The sequence below is a fragment of the Providencia sp. PROV114 genome (assembly GCF_032704305.1).
GTDB lineage: Bacteria > Pseudomonadota > Gammaproteobacteria > Enterobacterales > Enterobacteriaceae > Providencia > Providencia rettgeri.
Window position 1 is genome coordinate 3,729,601 of record NZ_CP120528.1, and the last position, 26,286, is coordinate 3,755,886.

23 protein-coding genes are annotated in these 26,286 nt (G+C 41.2%); 10 read left to right on the top strand and 13 right to left on the bottom strand.

Annotation, left to right across the window (positions count from 1 at the left end):
* Positions 1-46: 46 nt before the first annotated feature.
* The 3 genes from P3L37_RS16765 to dsdC all read right to left on the bottom strand — a co-directional run bounded on the left by P3L37_RS16765 (position 47) and on the right by dsdC (position 2,695).
* Positions 47-514 (bottom strand): hypothetical protein, encoded by a 468-nt coding sequence (locus P3L37_RS16765; protein ID WP_109912673.1) that lies wholly within the window; start codon positions 512-514, stop codon positions 47-49.
* A 125-nt stretch (positions 515-639) separates the two neighbouring features.
* Positions 640-1,680 (bottom strand): LacI family DNA-binding transcriptional regulator, encoded by a 1,041-nt coding sequence (locus P3L37_RS16770; protein WP_109912674.1) that lies wholly within the window; start codon positions 1,678-1,680, stop codon positions 640-642.
* 43 nt (positions 1,681-1,723) lie between these two features.
* Positions 1,724-2,695 carry a DNA-binding transcriptional regulator DsdC gene (dsdC, locus tag P3L37_RS16775; protein ID WP_051128906.1) on the bottom strand — a complete coding sequence of 324 codons (972 nt, stop codon included), beginning with the start codon at positions 2,693-2,695 and terminating at the stop codon, positions 1,724-1,726.
* Between the two features lie 216 nt (positions 2,696-2,911).
* Between dsdC and dsdX the strand changes: the two genes are divergently transcribed.
* Together dsdX and dsdA are read left to right on the top strand one after the other, a co-directional pair.
* Complete coding sequence (gene dsdX, locus P3L37_RS16780) at positions 2,912-4,249, top strand: D-serine transporter DsdX (protein ID WP_109912675.1); 1,338 nt, start codon at positions 2,912-2,914, stop codon at positions 4,247-4,249.
* A gap of 12 nt (positions 4,250-4,261) precedes the next feature.
* Positions 4,262-5,596, top strand: coding sequence for a D-serine ammonia-lyase (gene dsdA, locus P3L37_RS16785; RefSeq protein WP_110731637.1), 1,335 nt, complete (start codon positions 4,262-4,264; stop codon positions 5,594-5,596).
* 69 nt (positions 5,597-5,665) lie between these two features.
* Here dsdA and P3L37_RS16790 read toward each other — a convergent pair whose 3' ends face one another.
* The 6 genes from P3L37_RS16790 to P3L37_RS16815 are packed head-to-tail and all read right to left on the bottom strand — an operon-like array spanning position 5,666 to position 12,709.
* Entirely contained in the window at positions 5,666-6,727 is a 1,062-nt protein-coding gene (locus tag P3L37_RS16790) for an osmoprotectant NAGGN system M42 family peptidase (protein WP_109912677.1), read from the bottom strand.
* Positions 6,728-6,731: 4 nt separating this feature from the next.
* Positions 6,732-7,502: a FadR/GntR family transcriptional regulator gene (locus P3L37_RS16795; protein ID WP_109912678.1), complete on the bottom strand. Its 771-nt coding sequence runs from the start codon at positions 7,500-7,502 to the stop codon at positions 6,732-6,734.
* Positions 7,503-7,532: 30 nt separating this feature from the next.
* Complete coding sequence (locus P3L37_RS16800; protein WP_109912679.1) at positions 7,533-8,336, bottom strand: ABC transporter ATP-binding protein; 804 nt, start codon at positions 8,334-8,336, stop codon at positions 7,533-7,535.
* Positions 8,336-10,150 carry a dipeptide/oligopeptide/nickel ABC transporter permease/ATP-binding protein gene (locus P3L37_RS16805; protein WP_109912680.1) on the bottom strand — a complete coding sequence of 605 codons (1,815 nt, stop codon included), beginning with the start codon at positions 10,148-10,150 and terminating at the stop codon, positions 8,336-8,338. Before P3L37_RS16805 ends, P3L37_RS16800 begins: the two co-directional genes overlap by 1 nt.
* The gene (locus tag P3L37_RS16810) at positions 10,147-11,094 is read right to left on the bottom strand and encodes an ABC transporter permease (protein ID WP_004907851.1); all 948 of its coding nucleotides are present in this window, start codon (positions 11,092-11,094) and stop codon (positions 10,147-10,149) included. Before P3L37_RS16810 ends, P3L37_RS16805 begins: the two co-directional genes overlap by 4 nt.
* A 55-nt stretch (positions 11,095-11,149) precedes the next feature.
* A complete protein-coding gene (locus tag P3L37_RS16815; protein ID WP_272667411.1) occupies positions 11,150-12,709 on the bottom strand; it encodes an ABC transporter substrate-binding protein in 1,560 nt (519 codons plus the stop codon).
* A gap of 163 nt (positions 12,710-12,872) precedes the next feature.
* Here P3L37_RS16815 and P3L37_RS16820 point away from each other — a divergent pair, with 163 nt between their 5' ends.
* The 8 genes from P3L37_RS16820 (at position 12,873) to P3L37_RS16855 (ending at position 22,153) form a co-directional block, all read left to right on the top strand.
* A complete protein-coding gene (locus tag P3L37_RS16820; protein WP_109912682.1) occupies positions 12,873-13,535 on the top strand; it encodes a DUF1028 domain-containing protein in 663 nt (220 codons plus the stop codon).
* Positions 13,536-14,456: 921 nt separating this feature from the next.
* Positions 14,457-15,875 (top strand): NAD(P)/FAD-dependent oxidoreductase, encoded by a 1,419-nt coding sequence (locus tag P3L37_RS16825; protein WP_272667412.1) that lies wholly within the window; start codon positions 14,457-14,459, stop codon positions 15,873-15,875.
* Between the two features lie 123 nt (positions 15,876-15,998).
* Positions 15,999-16,499: a RidA family protein gene (locus tag P3L37_RS16830; RefSeq protein WP_004259262.1), complete on the top strand. Its 501-nt coding sequence runs from the start codon at positions 15,999-16,001 to the stop codon at positions 16,497-16,499.
* A gap of 242 nt (positions 16,500-16,741) precedes the next feature.
* Positions 16,742-17,713: a LysR family transcriptional regulator gene (locus P3L37_RS16835; protein WP_109912683.1), complete on the top strand. Its 972-nt coding sequence runs from the start codon at positions 16,742-16,744 to the stop codon at positions 17,711-17,713.
* Positions 17,714-17,877: 164 nt separating this feature from the next.
* Positions 17,878-18,348, top strand: coding sequence for a CYTH domain-containing protein (locus P3L37_RS16840; RefSeq protein ID WP_109912684.1), 471 nt, complete (start codon positions 17,878-17,880; stop codon positions 18,346-18,348).
* A 10-nt stretch (positions 18,349-18,358) separates the two neighbouring features.
* Positions 18,359-18,991: a hypothetical protein gene (locus tag P3L37_RS16845; protein WP_109912685.1), complete on the top strand. Its 633-nt coding sequence runs from the start codon at positions 18,359-18,361 to the stop codon at positions 18,989-18,991.
* Positions 18,992-19,081: 90 nt separating this feature from the next.
* Entirely contained in the window at positions 19,082-20,650 is a 1,569-nt protein-coding gene (locus P3L37_RS16850) for an SLC13 family permease (RefSeq protein WP_109912686.1), read from the top strand.
* A gap of 39 nt (positions 20,651-20,689) precedes the next feature.
* Entirely contained in the window at positions 20,690-22,153 is a 1,464-nt protein-coding gene (locus P3L37_RS16855) for a hypothetical protein (RefSeq protein WP_109912687.1), read from the top strand.
* 381 nt (positions 22,154-22,534) lie between these two features.
* Here P3L37_RS16855 and P3L37_RS16860 read toward each other — a convergent pair whose 3' ends face one another.
* From P3L37_RS16860 to P3L37_RS16875, 4 genes are read right to left on the bottom strand one after another with little or no spacing between them, the layout of a single operon-like run.
* Positions 22,535-23,293 carry an ABC transporter ATP-binding protein gene (locus P3L37_RS16860; protein WP_004907844.1) on the bottom strand — a complete coding sequence of 253 codons (759 nt, stop codon included), beginning with the start codon at positions 23,291-23,293 and terminating at the stop codon, positions 22,535-22,537.
* 1 nt (position 23,294) lies between these two features.
* Positions 23,295-24,278, bottom strand: a complete 984-nt coding sequence (locus tag P3L37_RS16865; RefSeq protein ID WP_109912688.1) for an iron chelate uptake ABC transporter family permease subunit — start codon at positions 24,276-24,278, stop codon at positions 23,295-23,297.
* Positions 24,265-25,227 carry an ABC transporter permease gene (locus tag P3L37_RS16870; protein ID WP_004907840.1) on the bottom strand — a complete coding sequence of 321 codons (963 nt, stop codon included), beginning with the start codon at positions 25,225-25,227 and terminating at the stop codon, positions 24,265-24,267. Before P3L37_RS16870 ends, P3L37_RS16865 begins: the two co-directional genes overlap by 14 nt.
* Before the next feature lie 3 nt (positions 25,228-25,230).
* Positions 25,231-26,199: a siderophore ABC transporter substrate-binding protein gene (locus P3L37_RS16875; protein WP_004907838.1), complete on the bottom strand. Its 969-nt coding sequence runs from the start codon at positions 26,197-26,199 to the stop codon at positions 25,231-25,233.
* Positions 26,200-26,286 lie beyond the last annotated feature (87 nt).

Genomic DNA, 26,286 nt, shown 5'->3' on the forward strand with positions numbered 1-26,286 from the left:
TACTATCGAGCCCTAATCATATAAATTAGGGCTTTTAAATAAAGAGTTAGTGGCTATGGGTACTGCCCTGACGAGCAAAATTTGTTCGCTCGCACTCCGTCAGAAACTGGATAGAATTAAGTTTACTGGTTGACGGCGCTAAATAATATAATCCGATGGTTTTTTGGCTGGGTGAGTAAATCTCCAACATGCCATTGACATCAGAATAAAAATCACCTTTGTTGATCACAACATTAAAATCTTTTATTTTCTCAACACGTTGCTGCTCTGTGCTTTTCACTAGCGGATAACTCATATACTCATAGCCAACAAAATCAACAACATTAATTTGATTATTATTGAAAAAGATTTGAACTTTACTGGCACCGGTGGGGAAGAAAAACTTACCATTACGCTCTATCGTGATGTGATTATAACTTTGGTCAACTTGGCAGGTATATTCTTTAACCTGACTTCTGGTGCTACACCCCGCTAAAATAAGGCTAGCTAGCAATAATATCCCTATCTTTTTCATATGTTCCCTACACTCTCAAAATGGTTATAACGTAATCTACATGCCAATATACCTGCAATACACCTTAAGCTAAATTGAAAAATGGTAACCAAATCTTAAGAGCCGAACAATTTAGCGTTCAAAAGCTACAATGTCGTCGATTTACGGATCAGCAATTCCCCATTAAATAAGTATTGCATTGGAGGTTTATCCGGGTTTTCCAGTTTTTCTAATAAGCACTCCACCGCCTTGTGCCCCATTTCCGCTGTCGGTTGAGACACCGAGGTCACCCCTTGCCCAGCTAATGCAGCCCATTCGAGGTTATCGAAACTTAAAAAGCCAATATCTGTCCCCCAGCGTAACCCTTGTTTATTCATGACATACGCCAGCTGCAAGGTCAGTACGCCATTGGCGGCGACAATCACTTTACGCATACCACGATGTGCAGTACAAAAATCAGCAACGATGGCTTCTAATTTTGCCGGATCAGGCAAGGTGACTTCATGAAATTCGCTTTGAATATGTTGATGATTCTGCGATAACGCTTGGAATGTCTGTAAGCGCTCTTGGCGTGCACTGTTATACACAATAGGCTCAGTAACGAAGCAAATCGCTTCGAACCCTTGTTCAACCAGATGATTAAAGGCCATTTGTGCGGATGCGGGGTTATCTAATCCAACCATATCGCTGGGAAAATTGTCGATTTTTCTATCTAATAAGACAAAAGGCAGGGTGGTTTCTTTCAGTACGTCAATAAATTGTTCGTTAACACCCGCTGAATTTATGATAAGCCCATCCACGCGGTAACCTTTTAACAGTTGAATAAATTGGCATTCACGTTCAATGCTGTTATCCGCATTGCAAACGACGGTCATAAAACCTTGTTTGATTGACTCGGCTTCCACCCCTTTTAGCACTTCAACAGAGAATGGATTACCGATATCGGCAATAATCAAACCGATCAAGCCTGTCCGCCCATGTTTCAAGCTACGCGCCATTTGGTTTGGCCGATAGTTTAATTCACGAATAGCGCTTTCAATACGTTGACGCAAATTATCTGAAAGCAAATGAAATTCACCATTCAAATAACGTGAGATACTGGTTTTCCCTGCCTGAGCTTTGGCAGCGACATCTTTGATCGTGGCAACTTTTTGCGTTTTCGGGGCCATAGCTTTCGGTTTTTCCATTCTCTAAAAACATCACCAAGTGGTTATCTTACTCGAATAAGTGTCATTTTACTTGCGGTATTGCGTTAACTTGCTGTTTTAGCCATTGAATAAATATATCTGCCTTTGGGTTTCGTTTTTCATTCAACATGGCAAAATAATAGCGTTGTTGGCACTTCAGCGAAATATCGCCAAATGGCATCACCAGTTCTTGTCGCTTCAGCCGTTTTTCAACCAATTGTTTACGCCCCATTGCCACACCGGCATGGTTCATTGCGGCAACAATCGCTAAATCGGAACGATCAAAGCACAGGTTGCGACGATGTGGAAACAGTGCCAACTGGTAATGCTCACTCCACGCTTTCCATTCATCATAATCGGAGTTGCTACTCCATGCCTGACGGTCATGTAATAAAGTGCAATTTTTTAGTTGATGAATATTATTAAGTAAATCATATTGCTGCGCGTATTGCGGGCTACAAACAGGCACAATAGATTCAGTCATCAAATCCTCACAATACAGATTAGATCTTGTCATATCATCATAATAAATAGCAATATCAATACCATACCCACGAAAATTAACATCATCGTTTCCCGTTAAGAGATTCAACTGAATTGAGGGGTATTGATTAGCAAAATCTGCAATTTTGGGGATTAACCAGCACTGAGCGATAGATGGCCGTGAATACACCGTCAGTTCACCCGAGATTTCTTGGTTTTTGATATCAATGATTTCTTGGTTAATATCATCCAAATTTTTACGTAGAGCCCAGTAAATTCGTTCCCCGTCAGAGGTTAGCTCAATACGCCGATGAAAACGCTCAAATAATTTAAACCCCAATTCCCCTTCTAACATGTTAATTCGGTGACTAACTGCACTTGGTGTTAACGAAAGTTCCTGCGCCGCTAAGGCAAAAGAAAGATGCCGTGCTGCTGCTTCAAAGGTATGCAAGCGCGATAGTTGATAACTTGATAGCCGTTTATTCCATTGAATAAATCCAGATTGCTCAAATTGATTGAAATTTGCCGACACAATGCCCCCAATAAAAACCATGATGCCTAATAATCCCTACAATACCCATTTTAAGATGAATTTAGGTGTCCCAAAGACTCTAAAATCCAATTTACATGACTAATATCACAGCCTTGGGTTAATTTAGTTCATCTAAACTGCATGTTTCATCGTTTGTCACCTCTGAATATTTATTATCCAATAGAAGAACAACAACAAGATGATCAGAGGTAGGATATGGACTCTACAATGTGGATGATTGGTACTTTAGTTATCAGTATTTTACTAATCATCGTTTCAATTATTAAGTTTAAGTTTCACCCTTTTTTAGCACTTTTACTCGCCAGCTTCTTTGTCGGTATCTCCATGCAAATGAACCCATTAGAGATGGTCAGCGCCATCGAAAATGGCATTGGGGGTACACTTGGGTTTTTAGCCGCTATTATCGGCTTGGGTACCATACTCGGTAAAATGATGGAAATCTCCGGTGCAGCAGAGCGCATTGGGGTGACATTACAAAAGAGCCGTTGGTTAACGCCTGACGTTACCATGGTGCTGATTGGCTTAATCTGCGGTATTACGCTGTTTGTTGAGGTGGGCGTTGTCCTGCTAATCCCATTAGCTTTTTCTATTGCGAAAAAAACCAATACCTCGTTATTAAAACTGGCTATCCCATTATGTACCGCACTGATGGCGGTACACTGTATTGTACCACCACACCCTGCGGCTCTCTTTGTCACAAATGAATTAGGTGCTGACATTGGTACAGTGATTGTGGCAGGGCTCGCAGTAGGCTTAGTCGCGTCATTAGTGGGTGGGCCGCTGTTCCTTAAGTTCTTAGGTGACCGCTTACCATTTAAAACGGTGCCAGAAGCCTTCTCTGACCTCGAAGTACGAGAAGAGAAAGATTTACCGTCTCTCGGTGCCACACTGTTTACCGTTTTACTGCCAATTATCCTCATGTTGATCAAAACAGCCGCTGATTTAAACATGAGCAAAGATAACCAGTTATTTACCTTTTTACAGTTTATTGGTAACCCAATAACCGCTATGTTTATTGCCGCTTTTGTCGCTTATTACATGTTAGGGATCCGACGTAATATGGGAATGAGCGTATTACTCAGCAAAACCGAAGAGAGTTTTAGCTCAATCGCTAATATTTTATTGATTATCGGTGCGGGAGGGGCATTTAACGGTATCTTAAAAGGCAGTGGGCTGAGTGACTCCTTAGCGATGGTGCTATCGGGTATTGATATGCACCCAATCTTACTGGCCTGGCTAGTGGCAATCATCCTGCATGCCGCAGTCGGTTCTGCCACTGTTGCGATGATGGGCGCAACTGCGATTGTGGCTCCGCTAATGCCAATGTACCCGCATATTAGCCCAGAAATCATGACATTAGCCATTGGTTCAGGCGCAATTGGTTGCACTATCGTCACTGACTCGCTGTTCTGGTTAGTCAAACAGTACTGTAATGCCACTTTAGCCGAAACATTCCGTTTTTACAGTGTCGCCACGTTGATTGCATCTTTCGTCGCGCTGGCAGGGACTTTTGCACTTTCATTTGTGATTTAAAAGAGAGTAATTATGACTCAGATAAATGTTGATAAGTTAATTGCTGACTACCCTTTAGTTCAGGACTTAATCGATTTAAAGCAAATTGCGTGGTTCAACCCAAATGTCACGACGACACAAGCGGGTTTGCCTTATGTCGGGCTAACCATTGAAGATGTGCAAGATGCAGAAGCGCGCTTAAATCGCTTTGCGCCTTATTTGATGAAAGCGTTTCCAGAAACTCAAGCAACACAAGGAATTATCGAATCTGAAGTTATCGATATTCCAAACATGCAAGCCGCGCTGGAAAAACGTTATCAAACGCCAATCGCGGGAAAAATGTTACTGAAAAAAGATAGTCACCTGCCAATTTCGGGGTCAATTAAAGCCCGAGGGGGGATCTATGAAGTACTCACTCATGCGGAAAAACTTGCCTTAGCCGCCGGTATTTTATCGACAGATGATAATTACGAAATTTTATTCTCTGAACAATTTCGCCAATTCTTTAGCCAATACCGTATTGCAGTCGGTTCAACCGGTAACCTTGGTATGTCCATCGGCATTATGAGCGCTAAACTCGGCTTTAGCGTCAGCGTGCATATGTCCGCTGATGCCAGACAGTGGAAAAAAGACAAATTGCGTTCACATGGTGTGAATGTGGTGGAATATGAGCAAGATTACAGCATCGCAGTTGAGCAAGGCCGTAAAGAAGCCGAAAAAGATCCTAACTGCTTTTTTATTGATGATGAAAACTCAACCACCCTGTTTCTCGGCTATGCTGTCGCAGGCCTTCGTCTAAAAAGACAATTTTTAGAGCAAGGGATTACTGTGGATAACGACCACCCGCTATTTGTCTATTTACCTTGTGGTGTCGGCGGTGGCCCCGGTGGTGTCGCTTTCGGGTTAAAACTGGCCTTTGGTGATGCCGTCCATTGCTTATTTGCCGAACCAACGCACTCGCCTTGTATGCTGCTAGGAGTGCATACTGGCCTACATGATGGTGTGTCAGTCCAAGAAATTGGTATTGATAATATTACCGCCGCAGACGGGCTGGCAGTTGGCCGTGCATCCGGTTTTGTGGGGCGTGCAATGGAGCGGCTTATTGATGGTTATTACACCATTGACGATAGCGAAATGTATAACCTGTTAGGTTTACTCAACCAAACTGAGTCGATTAAATTAGAACCGTCAGCCTTGGCAGGTATGACTGGCTGCGTACATGTCACGCAAAACACGGGTTATTTGCAATCCAAATCCCTCACGCCGACGAAACTGGCCAACGCAACACATCTTGTATGGGCAACGGGGGGCGGTATGGTGCCTGTGAATGAGATGCAAAAATATTTATCACAAGCCAACCTAAGTTAACAATTAATGTATTCAACGCCCTCTTCGCGTTCAATGAGAAGAGGGCTTTTTAGTATCAACCACACCTTATTAGCTTTGTAATAATTGCCCCGGTAATGGCACTAAATTACTTTCAATATAACGTCTCACTAAGGTCGCGAGCGCCACTAACGAGTCCAAATGAGTCCTTTCCCAGCCGTGGGAGCTGTCTAGTGCGAAACACGCTAAAGCCGCACGAATATCCCATCCGGCATCAATGGCCGCAGCACTATCAGAACGATAATGTTTAAACGTATCGCGGACGTGAGGAATATCATACTGCTGGCATAATTGCAGCAAATGTCGTGTAATTGCCAAATCAAACGGGCCGGTTCTGTCACGAAAGGCTAAAGTCAATGCGTCATCTCGTGTGGTTTGATCTGGGGCAGAAACTGAGTTATCAATCGCTAACAATTCTTGAACTTGCGAACCAAAACCGTGTGTACCGCCAATTCCGACCTCTTCTGAAATTGTGAACATCATTTGGCAAGGCACCTCAGGCACAACGCCATCATCCACCAGTGATTTTAATGCGGCTAACATCACCGCACATCCAGCCTTATCATCCAAATGACGCGATACAATAAAGCCGTTATCAATAAATTCGGGTTGTGCATCAACCGCAACAATATCACCGACATTTAAGCCATGGGATTGTAAATCAGCGAAATTATAACAAGGGGCATCAAGGCGAATTTCTAAATTATCCCAATCCGCAATTTGAGTATCAACTTCAGTATTAAAGCGATGCCCAGACGCTTTTAATGGCAAAATAGTGCCGCGATATTGGTGATTGTCACTAAATACCGTCACCCTTGCACCTTCCGCAAAGCGTGCTGCCCATGTGCCTGTATTACGCAGTGCCAAGCGCCCATTTGGTTTGAGTTGTGTCACCATCGCCCCAAGCGTATCAAGGTGTGCGGCTAATGCACGTTTAGGTTCTTCAGAGCCAAGCGTGATATATAGCACTCCGCGGCGTGTATATTTCGGCGTGAACCCCAACTCAGTCAACCATTGATGTGTCCGCGCAACGGCTTGTTCAGTCATCCCAACCGGGCTAGGCGTACATAACAATGTTTTTAATACAGAGGTCAGATATGCTTTATCTATCATTACGTTACCTATCTTCACTTAAAAAACGTTCTTGCAATGTGGCTTGTAGCGCTAACATAGCTTTTTCTGCGTAGGCCATGTGTGCTTCCATCACCGATTGAACCTTCTCGGCGTCTTTACGGCGTAAAGCCTCGATTAATTGATATTGGTATTCAATACCTTGGCGCCTGTCGACGGGCTCAGGTTTTAAATAAATGTCCTTACAAACCGCTAAATCTTTGAGTAAACGCTGTAAAAAGTGGCAAATAAACACTAATAAAACGTTATCGGAATAGCTGGCAACCACCGCATGAAAATCCAGTTCTGCCATCCGTTGCTGCCAGCGTTCGTTTTCATCTGCGGGTTCATGGTCATAAATGGCGATGGTATCGTATAGCTTCTGGATACCGTCATTATCGATGTTGTCAATCGCACTAACCGCAACCACCGGTTCTAGTAATTTACGTAACGTATAAATATCTTTGATTGATATATCCCGCGTAAACAAATAGTTCGATAACAAACTCATTGCTCGCGATTCAGTCATGGAATCAATAAACGCACCACCACCCGGCCCGGTTTTCGTTTTAATTAACCCTTGAACTTCCAGTGATTTCAGTGCTTCTCGCACAGTACTTTTGCTGGCGTTGTAATGTTCAATAAGTTCTTTTTCTTGTGGCAAACGGTCACCGGGTATGAGGTTATCGGCCATGATAGTTTCTTTTATTGCATTGACGATTTCATCAGTCCGCTTAATACGTACTGGTTCTATCGTTGTCGGCTTATTGGTGCTCATATTAGGTTCTCAACTGGTTTAAATAAGTTTCTAAGCGACTGAATCAACACGAATACGAGGGGCACTAGCCAATAAATTTCGCGTATATTCATGCTCCGGTGCGGCAAATAAGCTGCGGGTATCTCGACATTCTAGCAAATCCCCTAAATAGAGTACGGCGACTCGATCTGCTATTGATTCCACTACCGCTAAATCGTGACTAATAAATAAATAGGATAACGAAAACTGTTGTTTAAGTTGTTCTAGTAACAACAAAACTTGCGCTTGTACCGAAACATCCAACGCACTAACCGGCTCATCTAGTACTAATATTCGTGCATCTGCGGCTAAAGCTCTCGCAATGGCTAACCGCTGTGCTTGCCCTCCCGAAAACTCATGGGGATAACAAGCTAAAGCATCGATTGGCATATTGACGGCCTCAAGTAATTCCGCCAGCCGAGCCGCTCTTTGTGATGAGTTCATGTGTTTTAAATATTTCAACGGAACAGACAAAGTTTCTCCAATGGTTTTTCGCGGGTTCAAAGATGCGACAGGGTCTTGAAAAACATACTGAATGGCTTGCCCAAAAGCTCGTGAACCTTGCTGCTGCCACTCTGCACGAGTTTGTCCTAAGACAGTAATATCTCCTGAGGTCTCGCGGTCCAAGCCAACTAAAATACGCGCTAAAGTGCTTTTCCCTGAGCCACTCTCCCCAACCACCGACAGAGTTTCACCTTCATAAAGTGATAAAGAAATATTTTTTAATGCATGAACTTGGCGCCCTCGAGGGTGAAATAGGCTTCTTGGCTGCCCGAAGGTTTTCACTAACTGATTAACCTCAATCACTTTTTTCATTAAACCTCCTGTGCCGATGTCAAATCATTACTATCGGGCTGATGACCATAGAGTTGTTGGACTTGTTTTAAAAACCCACGTCCTTCCCCTAACTTAGGTACACTGGCGATCAGACGTTGTGTATAAGGATGCTGAGGCTGCCGTAATACCGTTTGCGTATCACCGGTTTCGACTATCTCACCTTGCTGCATCACCGCAACACGGTCGCAAATTTGGTTAATGACCGCAAAATCATGGGTAATAAATAAGAGCGCAACACCGCGATCACGGCGTAGCTGGTCAAGTAATTCTAGAATTCGCGCTTGTACTGTGACATCTAATGCGGTGGTCGGCTCATCAGCAATAATCAACACGGGGTCATTAGCCAGAGCCATTGCGATCCCTACCCGCTGGCGCTGTCCGCCCGAAAGCTCATGGGGATAGGCATCGAAACGTTCTCGCGCATCTGGGATCCCGACGCTGTCCAACAATTCAATGGCTTTGTTTTTCGCCTCATAGAGTGACAAAGATTGGTGAGCGGTGATGGCCTCACGTAATTGCACACCGATGGTAAACTGGGGATGGAGCGTCGTCAGTGGGTCTTGGAAAATATATGAAACCTTCGCACCGCGACGGCGCTGCATAACAGATAGCGGCAATGACAGCATTTCTTCGTGTTCCACATAAATTCCCCCCGCCGTAATCAATGCCGGAGGTGATGCGAGCAGCCCCATCACAGATAAAGCGGTGACACTCTTACCCGAGCCGCTTTCCCCAATTAACCCTAGACACTCCCCCGCCCCAACAGTAAAACTGATCCCTTTTACAGTTAAACGTAATTGATTTCCTTGGCGAAAAGCAACCGACAAATCTTTGACTTCTAATACCGCTTGTTCACCTCCCGTTTTCGCAGGAATATTAACTCTATCGGTTTGTGTCATTGGTTGTGATCGCTGTAAGGCTCCCGATTTTAACCGGGGATCAAGAATGTCACGCACGCCATCCCCTAGCAGGTTAAAACTAATCACAATAAGAAAGATCATAATACCGGGTACCAATGCCACATGAGGAGCGACAAACATCTGTGCGCGCCCTTGTCCTAGCATTGAACCTAAGTCTGCATTAGGTGGCTGAGTACCTAGCCCTAAAAATGACAAACCTGCCGTCTCTAAAATCATCCAACCGATGGTCGTTGACATAGTAACCACAATGATTGGCAAGACATTCGGTAACACTTCTGTTAATAGGACTTGTAAATGGTTTTTACCTGACAACCTAGCTGCTTGAATAAAATCCCTATCGCGTAAACCCACTGTTAACCCACGAATATTCCTAGCAAAAAAGGGAATATTCACTAATGCGATCGCATATAACGCATTGAGTAACCCTGGCCCAAGTACCGCGACAATGGCTAATGCCAATAGAATGTATGGAAATGCCATTAGCATATCAATACAACGCATCAATAATGTATCGGTGCGATGGCCGACATACCCAGCCACTAAACCAATCAGGGTGCCGAATATTGCAGCGATTAGTGTTGCTGAAATACCGACTAATAGAGACACTCGCGTTCCCCACAGCAATCGAGATAAAATATCTCGCCCTAAATGGTCAGTACCTAATAAATGACCAGACGAAAAAGCGGGAAGTAGCCGATTAACTAAATCAGTTTCATCAGGATTAGCAAGGGGGAGCCAAGGCGCTAAGAATGCCAAGAGCATAATGATAGATAAAGTAAATAGCCCCAAAGTTGCTAGGCGGTTCGCTAGCAGTAACGAGCCGACCGATTGGCGATGACGATGCTGAATAACAGGGGTCACAGATTGGCTCATGATTTCAACCTCGGGTCTAATATGGCTTGCGCAACATCCGCAAGTAAATTGATAAAGACATAGGACGCCGCGGCAATCAATACGCCCCCTTGGACTAAAAACAAATCACGAGTTGCCACAGCCTTCACCAACATGGCGCCTAGCCCCGGCCATTGAAAAACGGTTTCAATATATACCGCCCCACCAAAAACAAAGCCCGCTTGGATACCAATGACGGGAATGACGGAAACTAATGCCATACGAAATGCATGGCGGAAAATCACTTTGCGCTCACTTAAGCCTTTTGCCCTTGCGGTGCGAATAAAATCAAGTCGCAGTACTTCTAACATTGCTGTGCGCGTCAAACGTGCTATCACCCCTGTCGCAACCAATGAAAGCGTCACAGCAGGTAAAACAAGGTGATGCAATAAATCACTCAGGCCACCGCCTTGCCAAATATCGTACATTCCAGATGCCGGAAACCATTGTAATTGAACAGAAAAAAGCATAATCATCAATAAACCAATCCAAAAAGATGGCATTGAGATACCCAATAAAACGGCGAGTGTAATAAATCGGTCACTCCAACTAAATTGACGAATGGCAGAAAGAACCCCGGCCAATAGCCCTAAAATTGAGCTGAGTAACAGCGCACTTCCGCCCAAAATTAATGTGGCAGAAAATCGCTCTAAAACCTCATCAACAACAGGTCGGTTAAGGACAAATGAGCGGCCAAAATCTCCCGAAATCAAATTATTCATCCAAATAAAATATTGCTGATATAACGGCTTATCCAACCCAAGCTCTGTTTTTACTCTAGCCACATTTTCAGGAGTCGCCCAAGGGCCAAGCAGTGCTTGAGCTGGCTCTCCAGGGATCATTGCCATGATAAAAAAGACAATTAACGTCAAACCAATCAGTATGGGTATGGTCGCTAAAATGCGTTTCAAACAGTATAACCACATAGTTTTTCCCCATAAAATCAAATAATTAATTGAATAGCTAACTCACATTAATTAATCAATCTTTACGAACGTCTTTAAGTAATAAGTTAAAATTAGGCTGCAATTTGAAATGCTTAACATGCTCATTAGCGACCGCATTTTGCTTCCAGTTCGCCACAAACAACCAAGGTGCATCTTGATGAACAATTTTTTGAACTTGTCGATATAACTGAGCGCGCTCCTCAAGGTTATTTGTGACCCGCGCTTTATCTAACAATTCATCCAGTTGCTTGTTACTGTAATAACCGGAGTTAAATCCGCCTTTATCCGGCCAAGAAGCGCTATGCAAGGTTAAAAAAGGTAAGGTATCTGGGTCATTCGTCATCCACGCCATTTCGGCCATATGCGCTTGTTTGAGGCCTGCATTGACCTTGGATAAGTAGGTATTCCACTCAAAGGTTTGAATTTCGACAGCTAAACCAACCGCTTTTAGGTCAGCTTGAATAGCAGTAGCCATAGGAATCGGGTCTAACATTCCTGAGCCCCCTTCGGTGACATAAAAAATAATTTTTTGCCCTTGTGCCCCCGCTTCTGCTATCAATTGGCGAGCTTTTTCAGGGTCATAAGGGTAAGCGTTGGTTTCTTCATCAAATGCCCAATCGAAAGCTGATGGAATCGGACCTTGTGCGACGCCTGCGGAGTCCTGAAGAATATATTTCACAATATTTTCTTTATTTACCGCGTAGTTAACTGCTTGCCTTACACGCACATCATCAAACGGTGGCTGAGACGCATTAAGCATGGCATACCAAACATGAGGTCCTACAGCTTCATAAACATGGAAGCGGTTGTCATTAACAAATAACGGGACATTATCAGCAGGGACTTCAACCATGGCATCAATCCCCCCTGATAACATTTCGGCTACCCGGGTATTGGCGTCAGTAATAGGCCGAAAAACAACATGTTGTAAGCTGGGTCTACCATCCCAATAGTCTTCATTAGCGGATATGACAACCCTTTGGTTTGCCGTCCATTCATCAAATTTAAAGGGGCCTGTTCCGCTGGGATGGCGACTAAAGTCTTTGTCATATTGCTTTACTGCTGCGGGTGAAACAATCAGCCCTGCGGGTGTGGCTAAGTTTGATAAAAACGGGGCAAACGGTTCTTTTAAGGTAAAAACCACAGTCTTGTCATTCGGGGTTGTAATCTTGTCTATCGCAGAGAAAAAAAACGATAATGGGAATGGCCCAGTATGGTAATACGGGTGCTGGTTATCCAACATTCGTTCAAACGTGAATTTGACTGCATCCGCGTTGAAGGGGCTGCCATCATGGAACTTTATATTCTCACGCAAGTGGAAAGTGTATGTGAGGCCATCATCACTAATAGACCATGATTGGGCTAAAGCAGGTTCAAGCGTTAATGTGCCATCAGCATTACGAACTAACCCTTCGTACAAGTTAACCAAAATTCGGGAATCATTCGCAGCGGTTGCAACTTGCGGGTCTAATGACTGCGGCTCTGCAACTTGCCCTAATAACAAAACATTCGGGTGGTTCACCTCCAATGTCGGTAGCGAAATAAAGCATAAAAGCCAAAAACTGGCTATCCACCTACATAAACGCATATTCATTCGCTCCTCCCCGAGTACTGACATTGCCATATGATTGTGAAGTGTGATTTGTGTCAATTTTGTTAATAATTTTATCTTTTTCTTTATTTATGATGATAAATTATATTTCAAGCAAGAATTTATAATGATAAATTTGATCAAGGTCTAATTTATGAGGTGCAAAATGACATTTTCAATTGTGGCGCGCTGCCCATTGACAGGAAAAATAGGTGCAGCGACGGCAACAGGTGGTCCTGCGGTTGGAGCATTAGTCTTACACGGTAAAAGCCAAACGGGAGCCATCGCCACTCAAGCAATGACAAACCCAATTGCAGGCTTAACCGGTATTGAATATTTGCAGCAAGGCCATAATGCAAATAACAGCTTAGACTACCTTGTAACGCAAGATATTGAGCGGAAGCAACGACAGCTGATTGTTCTTGATAATCATGGAGGTACAGCTGATTGGACCGGCCAAAATTGCTTACCTTGGTGCGGAAGTTTATCGGAGCCTAACTTAGCCATTGCTGGAAATATGTTAGTTGGAGAGCAAGTCCTGAATGCCATTTATCAGAGCTACCATAACAACTCACATCAAGCTCTGGCTGATCGATTACTCATCGCCATGCAAGCAGGTGCAGATAAAGGTGGTGACTACAGAGGGATCCGTTCCGCTGCATTAAAAGTATGGAATAACCGACAATATCCAGATATCGATATTCGCAGTGACTGGTCAGAAGCACCGCTATCAGCGCTTTCCATCATTCTTCAACAGGTTCGTTCCGAAGATTATGCTGATTTTTTTGCACAAATTCCTACAGGAAATGAATATATCACTCGTAATTGATGCTATTTAGGTGTGTATCGACTAATAATGTAAAATAATTTAATGATATACACCCTGAAACAAAATGGTTAATAAATCATTTTATTATTAACTCAATGAATAATTATGTATTTTTTTATTATTCTTAATTCTTTCATTCATCCCAAAAAACTATTTTATAATATATTCTTAATAATTGATTTCTATCTTGCAGCATCTTAATCATTTGCTGCACAGTAGTGGAAACCAAAGTCTCTAATTATTTAGCTATAATACTCAAAGTAATCAAAGTGACTGGTTTTTCGTAATCTACAAATGCACTTTGTTAATTTATCAAGATTATTAACCTTAATAACAATTAGGTTATTACCCTCACTCAGTTACTACGCTAAAAAATAGATGAAAACAAAATAATCATAATTATCAATAAATTAAAAAACACCACCTAGATGTATAAAATACATACAAATAAGTGAGTATTTTTAAATCAATATGAATTATATTGCTCTGACTCTACGTATAATTAATAATCAAACGAACAAAAAATAACTCATTTATTTCATTTAAAACATATTTTTTATATTCACCCCCCCCTTTAGCATTTAAGGGATATTCAGCACTTTCTTCTGTGATGAAATATTCATCCCTTATTTTGGTTTCACTCTTTATAACACTATTTAAGCGAAATATTTATATTTACACCCGTACACTTTTCATGACAGTTAGTTATAAAAAATAATAAATCACAAATTAGAAAAACAGCATAATCTCCGACAAACCCTTTACAACACTGACAATATCAATTTACTTTCGCGAATCATTCACCCAACTTTATTAACAAATGCTACCCATACTTAATAATTATGAAATATATGATAAGATCATAATCTCAATTTGAAATTATTTACTATATAAAAAACAAGATTGTTATTGAGGTTATAGATGAAAATCTCGAGAAGAAAGCTATTATTAGGGGTTGGTGCTGCTGGTGTTTTAGCAGGGGGTGCTGCGGTTGTTCCTATGATCAATCGTGAAGGTCGTTTTGAATCGACTAAATCACGTGTACCAGCTGTTGCTGGCACAGAAGGCAAATTACCAGAGTCTGCAGATGCAGTCATCATCGGTGCCGGCCTTCAAGGGATCATGACTGCAATTAACCTTGCTGAAAAAGGTCTTAATGTTGTTATCTGTGAAAAAGGTGTTGTCGGTGGTGAGCAATCAGGCCGTGCATATAGCCAAATTATCAGTTATAAGACTTCCCCAGCTATTTTCCCTTTACACCATTACGGAAAAATTCAATGGCTTGGCATGAACGAAAAAATCGGTGCTGATACCAGCTACCGTGTTCAAGGCCGTGTTGAAGTACCTTCAAGCGAAGAAGATTTAGAAATTTCAAGAGCGTGGATTAAATCTGCATCTGAAAATCCAGGTTTCGATACACCTTTACGTACCCGTATGATTGAAGGAACTGAACTGGCGAATCGTCTGGTTGATGCACAAACTCCATGGAAAATCGGTGGATTTGAAGAAGACTCAGGTAGCCTTGACCCTGAAGTTGTCACACCAACCATGGCAAACTACGCAAAATCAATCGGTATTCGCATCTACACCAATTGCGCAGTACGTGGTATTGAAACGGCGGGCGGCAAAATTTCTGATGTTGTCACAGAAAAAGGTGCAATCAAAACTTCTCGTGTTGTTCTGACGGGCGGTATTTGGTCGCGTCTGTTCATGGGTAACTTAGGCATTGATGCTCCAACACTGAACGTTTACCTATCACAACAGCGTATTACTGGCGTACCAGGCGCACCAAAAGGTAACGTCCACTTACCTAACGGTATTCACTTCCGTGAACAAGCTGATGGTACCTACGCCGTTGCGCCACGTATCTTTACTAGCTCTATCGTAAAAGACAGCTTCCTGTTAGGACCAAGATTCCTACACGTATTAGGCGGCGGGGAATTACCATTAGAGTTCTCTCTTGGTAAAGATTTATTCAACTCCTTCATGATGGCAACGTCTTGGAACTTAGACGAGAAAACACCTTTTGAAGAGTTCCGTACCGCAACTAATACACCAAACAACGAACACTTAGATGGCGTTCTGGAAAGACTGAGAAAAGAATTCCCAGTATTTAAAGAGTCTAAAGTGGTTGAACGTTGGGGTGGTACCGTTGCACCAACGGATGATGAAATTCCAATTATTTCAACAATCGAGCAGTATCCAGGACTAGTCATCAACACCGCCACAGGCTGGGGTATGACGGAAAGCCCTGCATCTGGTCGATTAACGGCAGAATTGTTAATGGGCGAAACACCATTTATTGATCCTACGCCGTATAAACTTTCCCGTTTTAGCTAAAAAACAGGAAAAAAAGCGATTTTTACTGTGGATCTATTAGCGAATAGTTTAAAGTTACATGAAAGTTTAATTTTTGATAAAACTAATAGATCCTATTTACTTTGATAATGTTAAGGAGTTTACATGCGCTATAAAACTTTATTGCTTTCTCTGCCTTTGATTTTAGGTGTAGCAAGTGCGAATGCAGCCGATGATGTTAAACGCGTTCCAGTGAAAGGATTCCCTATCTCTGAATCAGTAGAAATCAACGCGGGCAACCTCATTTTCCTAAGCGGAAAAGTTCCTTCTAAAATCTCTGCTGACGCAAAAGAAGGCGTTTTAGAGTCTTATGGTAATACCGAAGCACAAACAATCAACGTATTAAAACAAATCCAAGCTAACCTCGAAGGTATGGGCTTGACGATGAATGACGTTGTTAAAATGCAAGTATTCTTAGTTGGTGGTGAAGAAACTCAAGGTACTATGGACTTCGCTGGCTTTATGGCTGGTTACAACAAGTTCTATGAGTCTGAGAAAATTACTAATCTGCCAGCTCGTTCTACCTTCCAAGTCGCTAAACTGGCTAACCCAGCTTGGAGAGTAGAAATCGAAGTGACAGCGGTACGCCCTGCTGCAAAAAAATAAGTTCTTCTAACGAAGAATAATCAATAATGGGGCATAATCATTATGCCCCATTATATTTCCCCCTAATAACCCTATTCCATTCTTTTTTTGATACATTACTTCACGCTACCGCTATTATTTATCCCCCTATCCTCTGTGCGGTCACAAATTATCACTCCTTTTCTGTGCAACCGTTTCACACCTACTTATAATTTCAAAGAACGGATCAGGGCTGAAAAATATGACATCGCGGGTAAACAAAAATGACTCACAATACTGTCAGTCGAATGAATTTAGACCATCTTAAAACTTTTCATTACGTGGCTAAAAGTGGTAGCTTTACTCAAGCAGCACATATTTTATTTTTGAGCCAACCAGCTGTTAGCCAACAAATCCAAGGTTTAGAAAATTCTCTACGGGTTGCTTTATTTGATCGTTCCCGAAAAAAAATCACCTTAACCAGTGAAGGAAAAGTACTCTATAGCTATACCAAAAGATTATTTTCATTATTTGATGAGATAGAGCATGTCTTTCAAGATTTAAATTTATTACAAACTGGAACGCTAACAATTGCAGCAACTGCTGTTATGGGCAGTTATTATTTGCCAGATATCCTAAAACAATTTAATACTCGCTATCCGCTGATTCATATAAAAATAAAAATTGGCAATTCACAGCAAGTGATGGATTGGGTAGCAGAACAAGAGGCAGAAATTGGTTTAGCAGGCCGAGTCCCTATTGTACCGAATGTAAACCAAGTATTCTTACACCGGGAGCCCTATATCGCCGTTGTCGGTCCCAATTCTCCACTTCTACAACTTCAGCGTCCATTAACAATAGAAGAGTTCACAAACGCTTCTCTCGTGATGAGGGAAAAGGGAACACGCACTCGTGCTAAAATTGAAGATTGGCTAAAAGCACATATTGCACTCCATGATTCCCCTCCCCCTATTATTACTGTCACTAATTTAGAGGCGACAAAAAGATTAGTCGCAAGTGGTTTTGGGATTACCGCGTTGCCTTATTTAAGTGTTATCGATGATATTAGTGTTGGAAAATTGATCCAGCTACAAATTAATGCCTTTGATGTTGATGCAGATTATTATTTAACTTATCAAACTAATCGTTCGCTTTCCGCAGCTGCTTTTCAATTTATTATGCTATTACGCGAAATATCTGACGAAATATCATTAAATAGTGATATAGCGCAACTTATTCATACCGAAAATATCTAAATCGCATCAATTATACAACAGATAAGCAACTATAATATTTACTTATATTACGCATACAACTTGCTGATTTTTGGTTCCTCTATGAATGTGCAAAGATGGTTTTAAATAAAATGCATGGTTAATAATAAAAATTAACCACTTTGTTCTTCTCAGGAGTAATCATAATGGCTAAAGAAATTGAACGTAAATTTTTAGTATCGGGTGATTCATGGAGAGAATTAGCCAATGGTGTTCGTTACACCCAAGGTTATTTAAATAGCCAGAAAGAACGTACCGTTAGAATAAGAACTATCGATGATAAAGCCTTCTTAACAATTAAAGGAATTACCGTCGGTATTACTCGAACTGAATATGAATATGAAATTCCCCATGCTGATTGTGTTGCTATGCTGACGCAATTAGCAGAACAACCCATTATCGACAAGAAACGTTATAAAATCCCCTTCGATGGCTTAATTTGGGAGGTAGATGAATTTTTTGGTGTTAACGAAGGGTTAATTGTTGCTGAAGTCGAACTTAGCGATGAAAACCAATCCTTTAAAAAACCCGAATGGGTAGGCGACGAAATATCTTCAGACCCCAAATATTTTAATTCTAATCTTGTTGCTAATCCTTATACCACATGGAAAAAATAAGGGGAATTTTATGAATACATTAACTAAAAATATTGCGATATCAGAAGAAGATGCAAGTAAAATAGTACCTAGAGCAGAATTTAGAATATTTGGACATGACCTTATTAACGAAATAGAAACTAAAATTTGGGATGTCAAAGCAACCTTATACGCTGCGCGAAAAATGCCAATAGAAACCTATTTTTTATCTGAAAAAACGAATGATGCCAATGTAAAAGTACGTGATGGATTATTAGATATTAAAGTTAAAGTTGGTGAAACAAAAGAGGGCTATGAAATATTCCAACCGAGAGGCAAATTCCAATTTCCAGTAAAAAAAGAAGAATTAAATATTATTTTATCTCACCTTGAAGTTGATATTCCTCTCGATAAAGACAGCTATGAAATTGAGGAATTCAAAGCTATTGTGCGCCAACACCCTTGTCTCAATGCAGTCACCGTTGAAAAAATACGCTATGGCTTTATGGTCGATGGCATTATTTGTGAGTTTGCACGCGTTTGGTTCAATGGGGCACTAATGGAAACCGCTTGTTGTGAAAGTGAAGATTACGAAAAAATGCAAGCCGTCGTTAATGCCTTAGGTATCAACAAATTACCTAATACAAATTATTTGAAAGCCGCCAAGCGTGTTGTTGGCATGTAACTCTTTTATGTAATGCATATCGTTGTTCATCTATATGGGTCGAGTCAAATAACACCGACCCTTGAATGATAATAATAAAAGGAGATATGTATGTCAGCAAATAGTAAGCCAAGCTTTGACCCACTTGATATGCGTAATTATTCATTAGAAAAATTCCGTGATATCAAAGCTGGCGCACTAATGCAAAATCTCAAACTCATTGGTGTACCTTTAGCTATTCTCTCATTTCTATTTTTCGAATTACAATGGTGTGGGACAATCGATGTATTTGAAGCACAAACAAAAGTTCCCGCAGCTCATTGCTATAGTGCAATGGGGATTTTTGTTGCTTCACTGATTTTATGGCTCACTGAAGCTATTCCAAATTATCTCACGTCATTAATTGTCGTTGTTGTCGTTATCATTACTGGTGTGATGAAAATGCGCCCTGCCTTCGCGATGCTGGGTGAACCCGTCATGATTCTAAATATTGCCAGCTTTATCCTAGCGAGCGCATTAGTTACGACAGGTTTGGCAAAACGTATTTCACTCATGCTAGTACTCAAAACTAAAAATCATTTAACCATGTTATTCCTATGCTTTGTGGCATTAAACTTGATTTTTGGTGCATTTATTAGTGCAACCTCGGCAAAAACGGCACTACTGCTGCCATTATTTATGGTGATTTCGGCTATCTACGGTGCCACTGGTGGTGCTCAGCGTAACAATGTTGGCCGTAATATGGTGCTCCTTAACTTACTGGCGAATAATGTCTCCGCTAGCGCATTCTTAACAGGTTCTGCGGCCAATTTATTAGCGGCAGCAATGCTAGAAAAAGCAGGTGCATTAGTCACTTATCAAGATTGGTTTATTGCACTATTCCCATTGGCTGTCATTCAATGTTTAGTCGCATGGTGGACTGGGACTCGGTTTATTTTTAGGATTACAGATGAAGAAAAAACACCGAAACTCGAAGGTGGCATGGACCGCTTACGCTCGGAATATAATGCATTAGGTAAAGTCAAAATCAGTGAAATTAAAGCAGGGGTCGTATTTATTCTTGTTTTACTATTATGGTCCACGGGTAAATGGACAGGCTTACGAGCTGAAGTTGTCGCATTAGCAGGTGCTTGTATTGTCCTGATGCCCTCTTTTTCACGGCTGCCAGCAATGGGTGTCATGAAATGGAATGATGCTGATATTCCATGGCACATGTTAATGTTTAGTTTTGGTGCTTACGTATTAGGCGGTATGATGGACCAGACGGATATTGTCGGCCTTTATGTCCACAAAGCCTTTGACCATTGGAACATAGACCCTCAAGGTGCTGGAAAACTGCTTGTTTTCGCTGTATTAAGCGCAGTATTTGCACTCACCACATTGATTAGTGAAAGTAAAACAGCACGTACAATTATTTTATTCCCTATTATTATTGCCATTGCTCAACGATATAACTGGGATTTAGTTGGCTTCTGTTTACCAATGGCGTTTATGATTAATCAGGTTTATGTTCTCTATTTTAACTCTAAGCCTGCTAATATCAGTTATTTGACTGACCAATATTCAACCGGTGACTCATTTAAATATGGTATGATTCAACTCATTCTTATCTGGATACTACTAATACTATGGACACATTACATTATGCCACTCATGGGATTTAATAGTTATCTTTGGTAAAGATAGAATATTGGCCAAAAGAACAGTGTGAAGGAAAATATGATTAAAGAATCTCTCAAGATCCATGGAAAAAAACAGTTTGAAATCAAACAAAAAGTGTTGTTTCCACGTAAGTCTAAAGAGATCCGTTACCAAGTAGAGACCTTTTTCTTTTTGCCTTCATCATTACAGATTAACCCAGACCTCTACACAGCATCAAACCTCCAGCGCAGCCTCAAAAACTATATTCGGCTGCGCCCACCGACCGTAAAATTATCATCACTGACTGATGAAAACGGGGCATTAGATGAACTAAAACAGTGGTTACAACAATGTACGCCACAAAACTTACCTTCATTAGACGAGTATGAAAATAGGCTAAAGCGCTATGCTTTAACCTTCAAAAGAACCGTTCGTTTGAATGTTAAAATGGTAAGCCAAAATCCCCAACGGCAAACGCCTGAATACTTAGCTGAGTTCATGGCAAACATCGCAAAATGTCTCTGTACTTATCGGGAATTAGCAACACAGTCAACCAAAATTGAAGAAGCAATCCATTCCAATGCATTTTCTTATTGTGACGAATTCATGACGTATTACACCATGAATTATTTACGTGATTTATTAGCCGATAAGCAAATGCCATTGCGCGAAGAAATACGTCATTTCTGGTATCAAGAAATGCGTTACCTAAAGAAACAATACCCTGATTGTTTTCCTAGTGATGAGACGGATGCTGAATTAGTCACATATCGCCGTAATTTATTGAAAAAATATATCAATCGCTATCTCTATTTAGAAATTCGCCACAAGCGAGGACTTCCCCTGTTATTACACTCTATTTATGGTATTGCTGCTGCAATTTCAATGCTTTTCGCAACTGTTATCGCCTTTTTCTGGCAAGGAAAATATGGGGCTTTAAGTGCCAACTTATTTTTGGCTATGGTCATCGGCTATATCTTCAAAGATAGGCTGAAAGAAGTAGGTCGAGAGCAGCTGTATCGCTTATTTCAAAAATGGATCCCTGACCGGCAATTACGTATTTACCGCGAAGGAGTGAAAGCACCAGTCGGTATTTGTAAAGAGTCTTTTCGTTTTATTAATGAAAATATGCTTTCCCCAGATATCCGTGAAATGCGGCAAAAATCGCATTGGGTCAATTTAGTTAACGTCCAGCGAATGGAAGATATTCTGTATTACCGCAAAGATGTATTGCTACATAACCGCCAATCCGTGTTTGAAAAAAACCAATCATCAATCGCAGATATTACGCGTTTTAATATTTCGGATTTCCTAAAATATATTGATATTAGCTATGAAGAACTCACTGTGAATGATGATGAGCCTGCGATTATTGGTGAAAAGGTGTATCACATTTACCTTTGCCGTCGCGTCACAATTAACAAAAAAACTTATAATGAGCTAGCTCGTTTAGTGGTGAATGCCGATGGAATTAAACGCTTAGAAGTGTTGCAGTCACTAGATTTACTGACAACCGATGAAGATATTGAAATTTCACCATAAATATTTTGTTTTTTTATTTTCTTCTCAAGAAAAATATTCTAATTCACGATAATTTTCTAAATCATTCGAACTGTAGCAAGGCGGCAAGAGAAGATATCTCGGGGAGCATACAAAGGTATGTGACCCGAGTAGCTGAACGTAGCCAACACCGCTACAGCTCGAAGGATGACGAAAATTTAATTTTCTAAACCATTCGAACGGCAGCAAGGCGGCAAGAGAAGATATCTCGGGGAGCATACAAAGGTATGTGACCCGAGTAGCTGAACGTAGCCAACACCGCTACAGCTCGAAGGATGACGAAAATTGGGAACATACAAAAGTATGTGACCCGGAGTAGCTAAACGTAGCCAACACAACTACAGTGCGAAAGATGACGCAAATTTAGTAGTAGAGAGCAATATACTGATCATCCACCCGCTTAATATCCACTGGCGTATCAAAAATATCCTCAATAATTTCAGATTTCATGATGTCTTCTGGTTTGCCATGATAAGACAGACGCCCGTTTCTCAGTGCAACAATGTAATCTGAATAAACAGAAGCGAAGTTTATATCGTGGATCACTAGGATAATGGTTTTCCCTAGTTCATCAGCCGCTTTACGTAATAACTTCATCATAATCACCGCATGCTTCATATCGAGATTATTGAGTGGTTCATCCAGTAAAACATATTCTGTATCTTGGCATAAAACCATTGCAACATAAGCTCGTTGGCGCTGGCCACCCGATAACTCATCTAAATAGCGGTGGCGCAAATCTGACAAATTGAGAAAAGAGAGTGACTCATCAATTTTCTTTTTATCATCAATAGTTAAACGGCCTTTCGTGTACGGATAACGCCCAAAGCCAACCAGCTCCTCGACGGTTAATCGACTCGCAAATTGGTTCTCTTGGCGCAAAACCGATAAGCATTTTGCTAATTTATCACTGGGTGTTGTTGAAACATCAAGCTCATTCACTTTGACATAACCGCCATCATCGGGCTGTAACAAACGCCCAATAATCGACAGCAGTGTTGATTTACCTGCACCATTAGGCCCGATGATTGAGGTAATACCGCTATTTTTAATTGTTGTTGTCACGTTATCTAAGACTTTAGTATCTTGATAACTTTTCGATATCTGACTAATTTCAATCATACTAAAACCTTCTTAACACCATATAAATAAAGAAAATTCCGCCGACAAATTCGATAACGACTGATAATGTTCCCGCCATATTTAAACCGTACTCAAGAATCAACTGGCCACCAATCAGCGCAATGACACCAAGTAGAAAGGAAACGGGGAGCAAATAGCGGTGTTGGCTACTGCCAGCCACTAAATAAGCTAAGTTCGCGACCATCAAGCCTAAGAATGTTAAAGGGCCAACCAGTGCTGTAGAAACAGCAACCAAGATTGAAATAAGTAACAAAATAACCGTGACTTGCTGGCGATAATTAATCCCTAAGTTCACCGCATTGGCTTGCCCTAACGCGATAACATCAAAACAATAGCGCATGCGCCACAACAAAACCCCTACCACCGCTGTAATCAGCAGTGTGAATACAATCAGCTCAGGCGTCCCCTTCGTAAAGGTGGCAAACATCCGGCTTTGTAAAATGGAAAATTCATTGGGGTCCATTAAACGCTGTAGTAATGTCGCTACACTGCGAAATAATGTGCCAAGAATGATACCTACCATCAATACTAGGTTGATATTCATTTTAACTGACACAAATAACCAGCGATAAAGCAGAACAGAGAACAACACAAGTAATGTGGACTCTAATAAAAATTTACCAATATTCAATAACCAAGAGGATGGAAAGCTATCGGTATAGAAGACAAAAATGGTTTGTAATAATATAAATAATGCTTCTAACCCCATGATAGATGGGGTCAGTATCTTATTATTAGCAATGGTTTGAAAGAGAACTGTTGAAACCCCAGCAGCGAAAGCCACCACGATCATCGTGAGAACAATATAGCCTCGATGCGGCAAAATATAGGCAAGGTTACTGCCCAAATTGACCGTCATATAAAGAATAATGGATAACAATGACAAAGCCAGTAGTATCCATATTCTTTGCAACGGCGTTACCCTTTTCTTCGGTAACGCTATTGATGTATTAACTTTTTGCATAACGTTGTTGCTTCAACAATAAATATAAAAAAATCACCGCGCCAACAACACCTAAAATCACACTTGCAGGGATTTCAAATGGATAGCGAATTAAACGCCCAATAATGTCACACAGTAAAACTAAACCACCACCAGCAATACAAATCCAAGGGATGGTTTTACGTATGTTATCCCCCATCACTAAGCTCACGAGGTTTGGAATAATTAAGCCTAGGAAAGGTAACGCCCCGACCACCACGACCACTACGCCGCTAATTAAAGCGATAATCGATAAACCGATGGTCATTACTTTGCGATAATTTAGGCCAACATTAATTGAAAATTCACGCCCCATACCGGCAACCGTAAAGCTATCGGCAATCCAGCAAGCAATTAACGTTAATATTCCTACTAACCACAATAGTTCATATCGGCCTTGAATGATGCTAGAAAAGTCACCGCTCATCCATGCACCAAGTGATTGTAATAAGTCGAAATAATAAGCAGTAAAAATGGTCAATGCGCTAATCACTGCACCCAACATAATCCCTACCAGTGGGACTATCAGGGCGGATTTTAAAATGACACGACGCAATAGCACCATAAACAACATGGTGCCAAGAAGCGCAAAACCGCTAGCGACCACCATCTTAGTCATAATACTTGCTGCAGGGAAAAGCACCATAACGACCAATAAACCTAAACTGGCTGACTGGGTTGTCCCTGCAAGAGAAGGTTCAACAAAGCGGTTTTGTGTTAATAATTGCATGATTAGCCCAGCAACGCTCATGGCGCTACCTGCTAAAATCAAAGAGACGGTTCGGGGAATTCGGCTAATAAAAAAGATGTCTTGCATCTCTGGGTCGGTGAAAAGCGAAACGGGTGACACGTCACCCGCTCCAATAAACAAGCTTAATACCGCTAAAACCAATAACGCGATAATTCCACAAAAAAGATAAAGCGTTTTCATCGGTTATTTTGCTTGGCTCTTCTCTAATGCTGTATTGATATCGTCCATTAACTTAGAGTAAGTTTGAATACCACCTGCAATATATACGGCAGTTGGGTCAAGGTAAGTAATTTGGCCTTTTTCCCACGCTGCGGTTTTTCTCACTAATGCGTTATCTAATACTTCTGCTGCTGGCTGTGCATCTGTTTTACCAATCGCGCTATCACGGTCGATAACAAATAACCAATCTGGGTTTAATTTCACCAGTAACTCTGCATTAACGATGTTACCGTGGCGACCCGTGTTTTCTTCAAATACATAAGCAGGTTCAAAACCTAATACATCAAAGATAAAGCCGAAACGAGAACCCGGACCGTATGCGGAAATTTTACCGCCACTGACTAAGATCACCATCGCTTTACCCGCGGTAGGTGCTTTAGTTTTGATACCTTCAATTTTAGTATTGAAGTCAGCAATCAATTTTTTGGCTTGTTCTTCTTTACCAAACAATGCACCAAGTTCATTAGTACGCTCAGTTAAGCTACCAATAAAGTTTTTGTTATCAATGTCTAATGAGATAGTTGGAGCAACGCCACTGAGTTTGTCATAGGCATCACGGGCACGGCTTCCACCTAAAATCAGGTCAGGTTTAGCATTACTTAATGTTTCATAAGCGGGTTCAAATAATGTTCCGCCATTGACGTATTCAGAACCACTATATTTCGTTAAGAATTCAGGGAAGCGAACGTTGGTTTGTGGAACACCCGCAACTGGGGCTCCGAGTGCATCCATGATGTCCAATGTTTCCATGTTCATCACAATGACTTTTTGAGGATGACGAGGAATTTCAGTTTTGCCTTGGGCATGTTCTATCGTGATAGTTTGTTTTTCTGCAACTTGTGTTGTTTCTGTCGTGTCTTTCGCGTTATCACAACCGGCTAATACTAACGCAGATAACAAAGCAATACCCGAAACTAATGATTTTGCAAACATCTAATTTCCTCCGTCCATCGATAAAAGTACTGATGATTAAATTTTGTGATTCACAATTTGGCGTATCTTACACGCAAACAAGCGCAA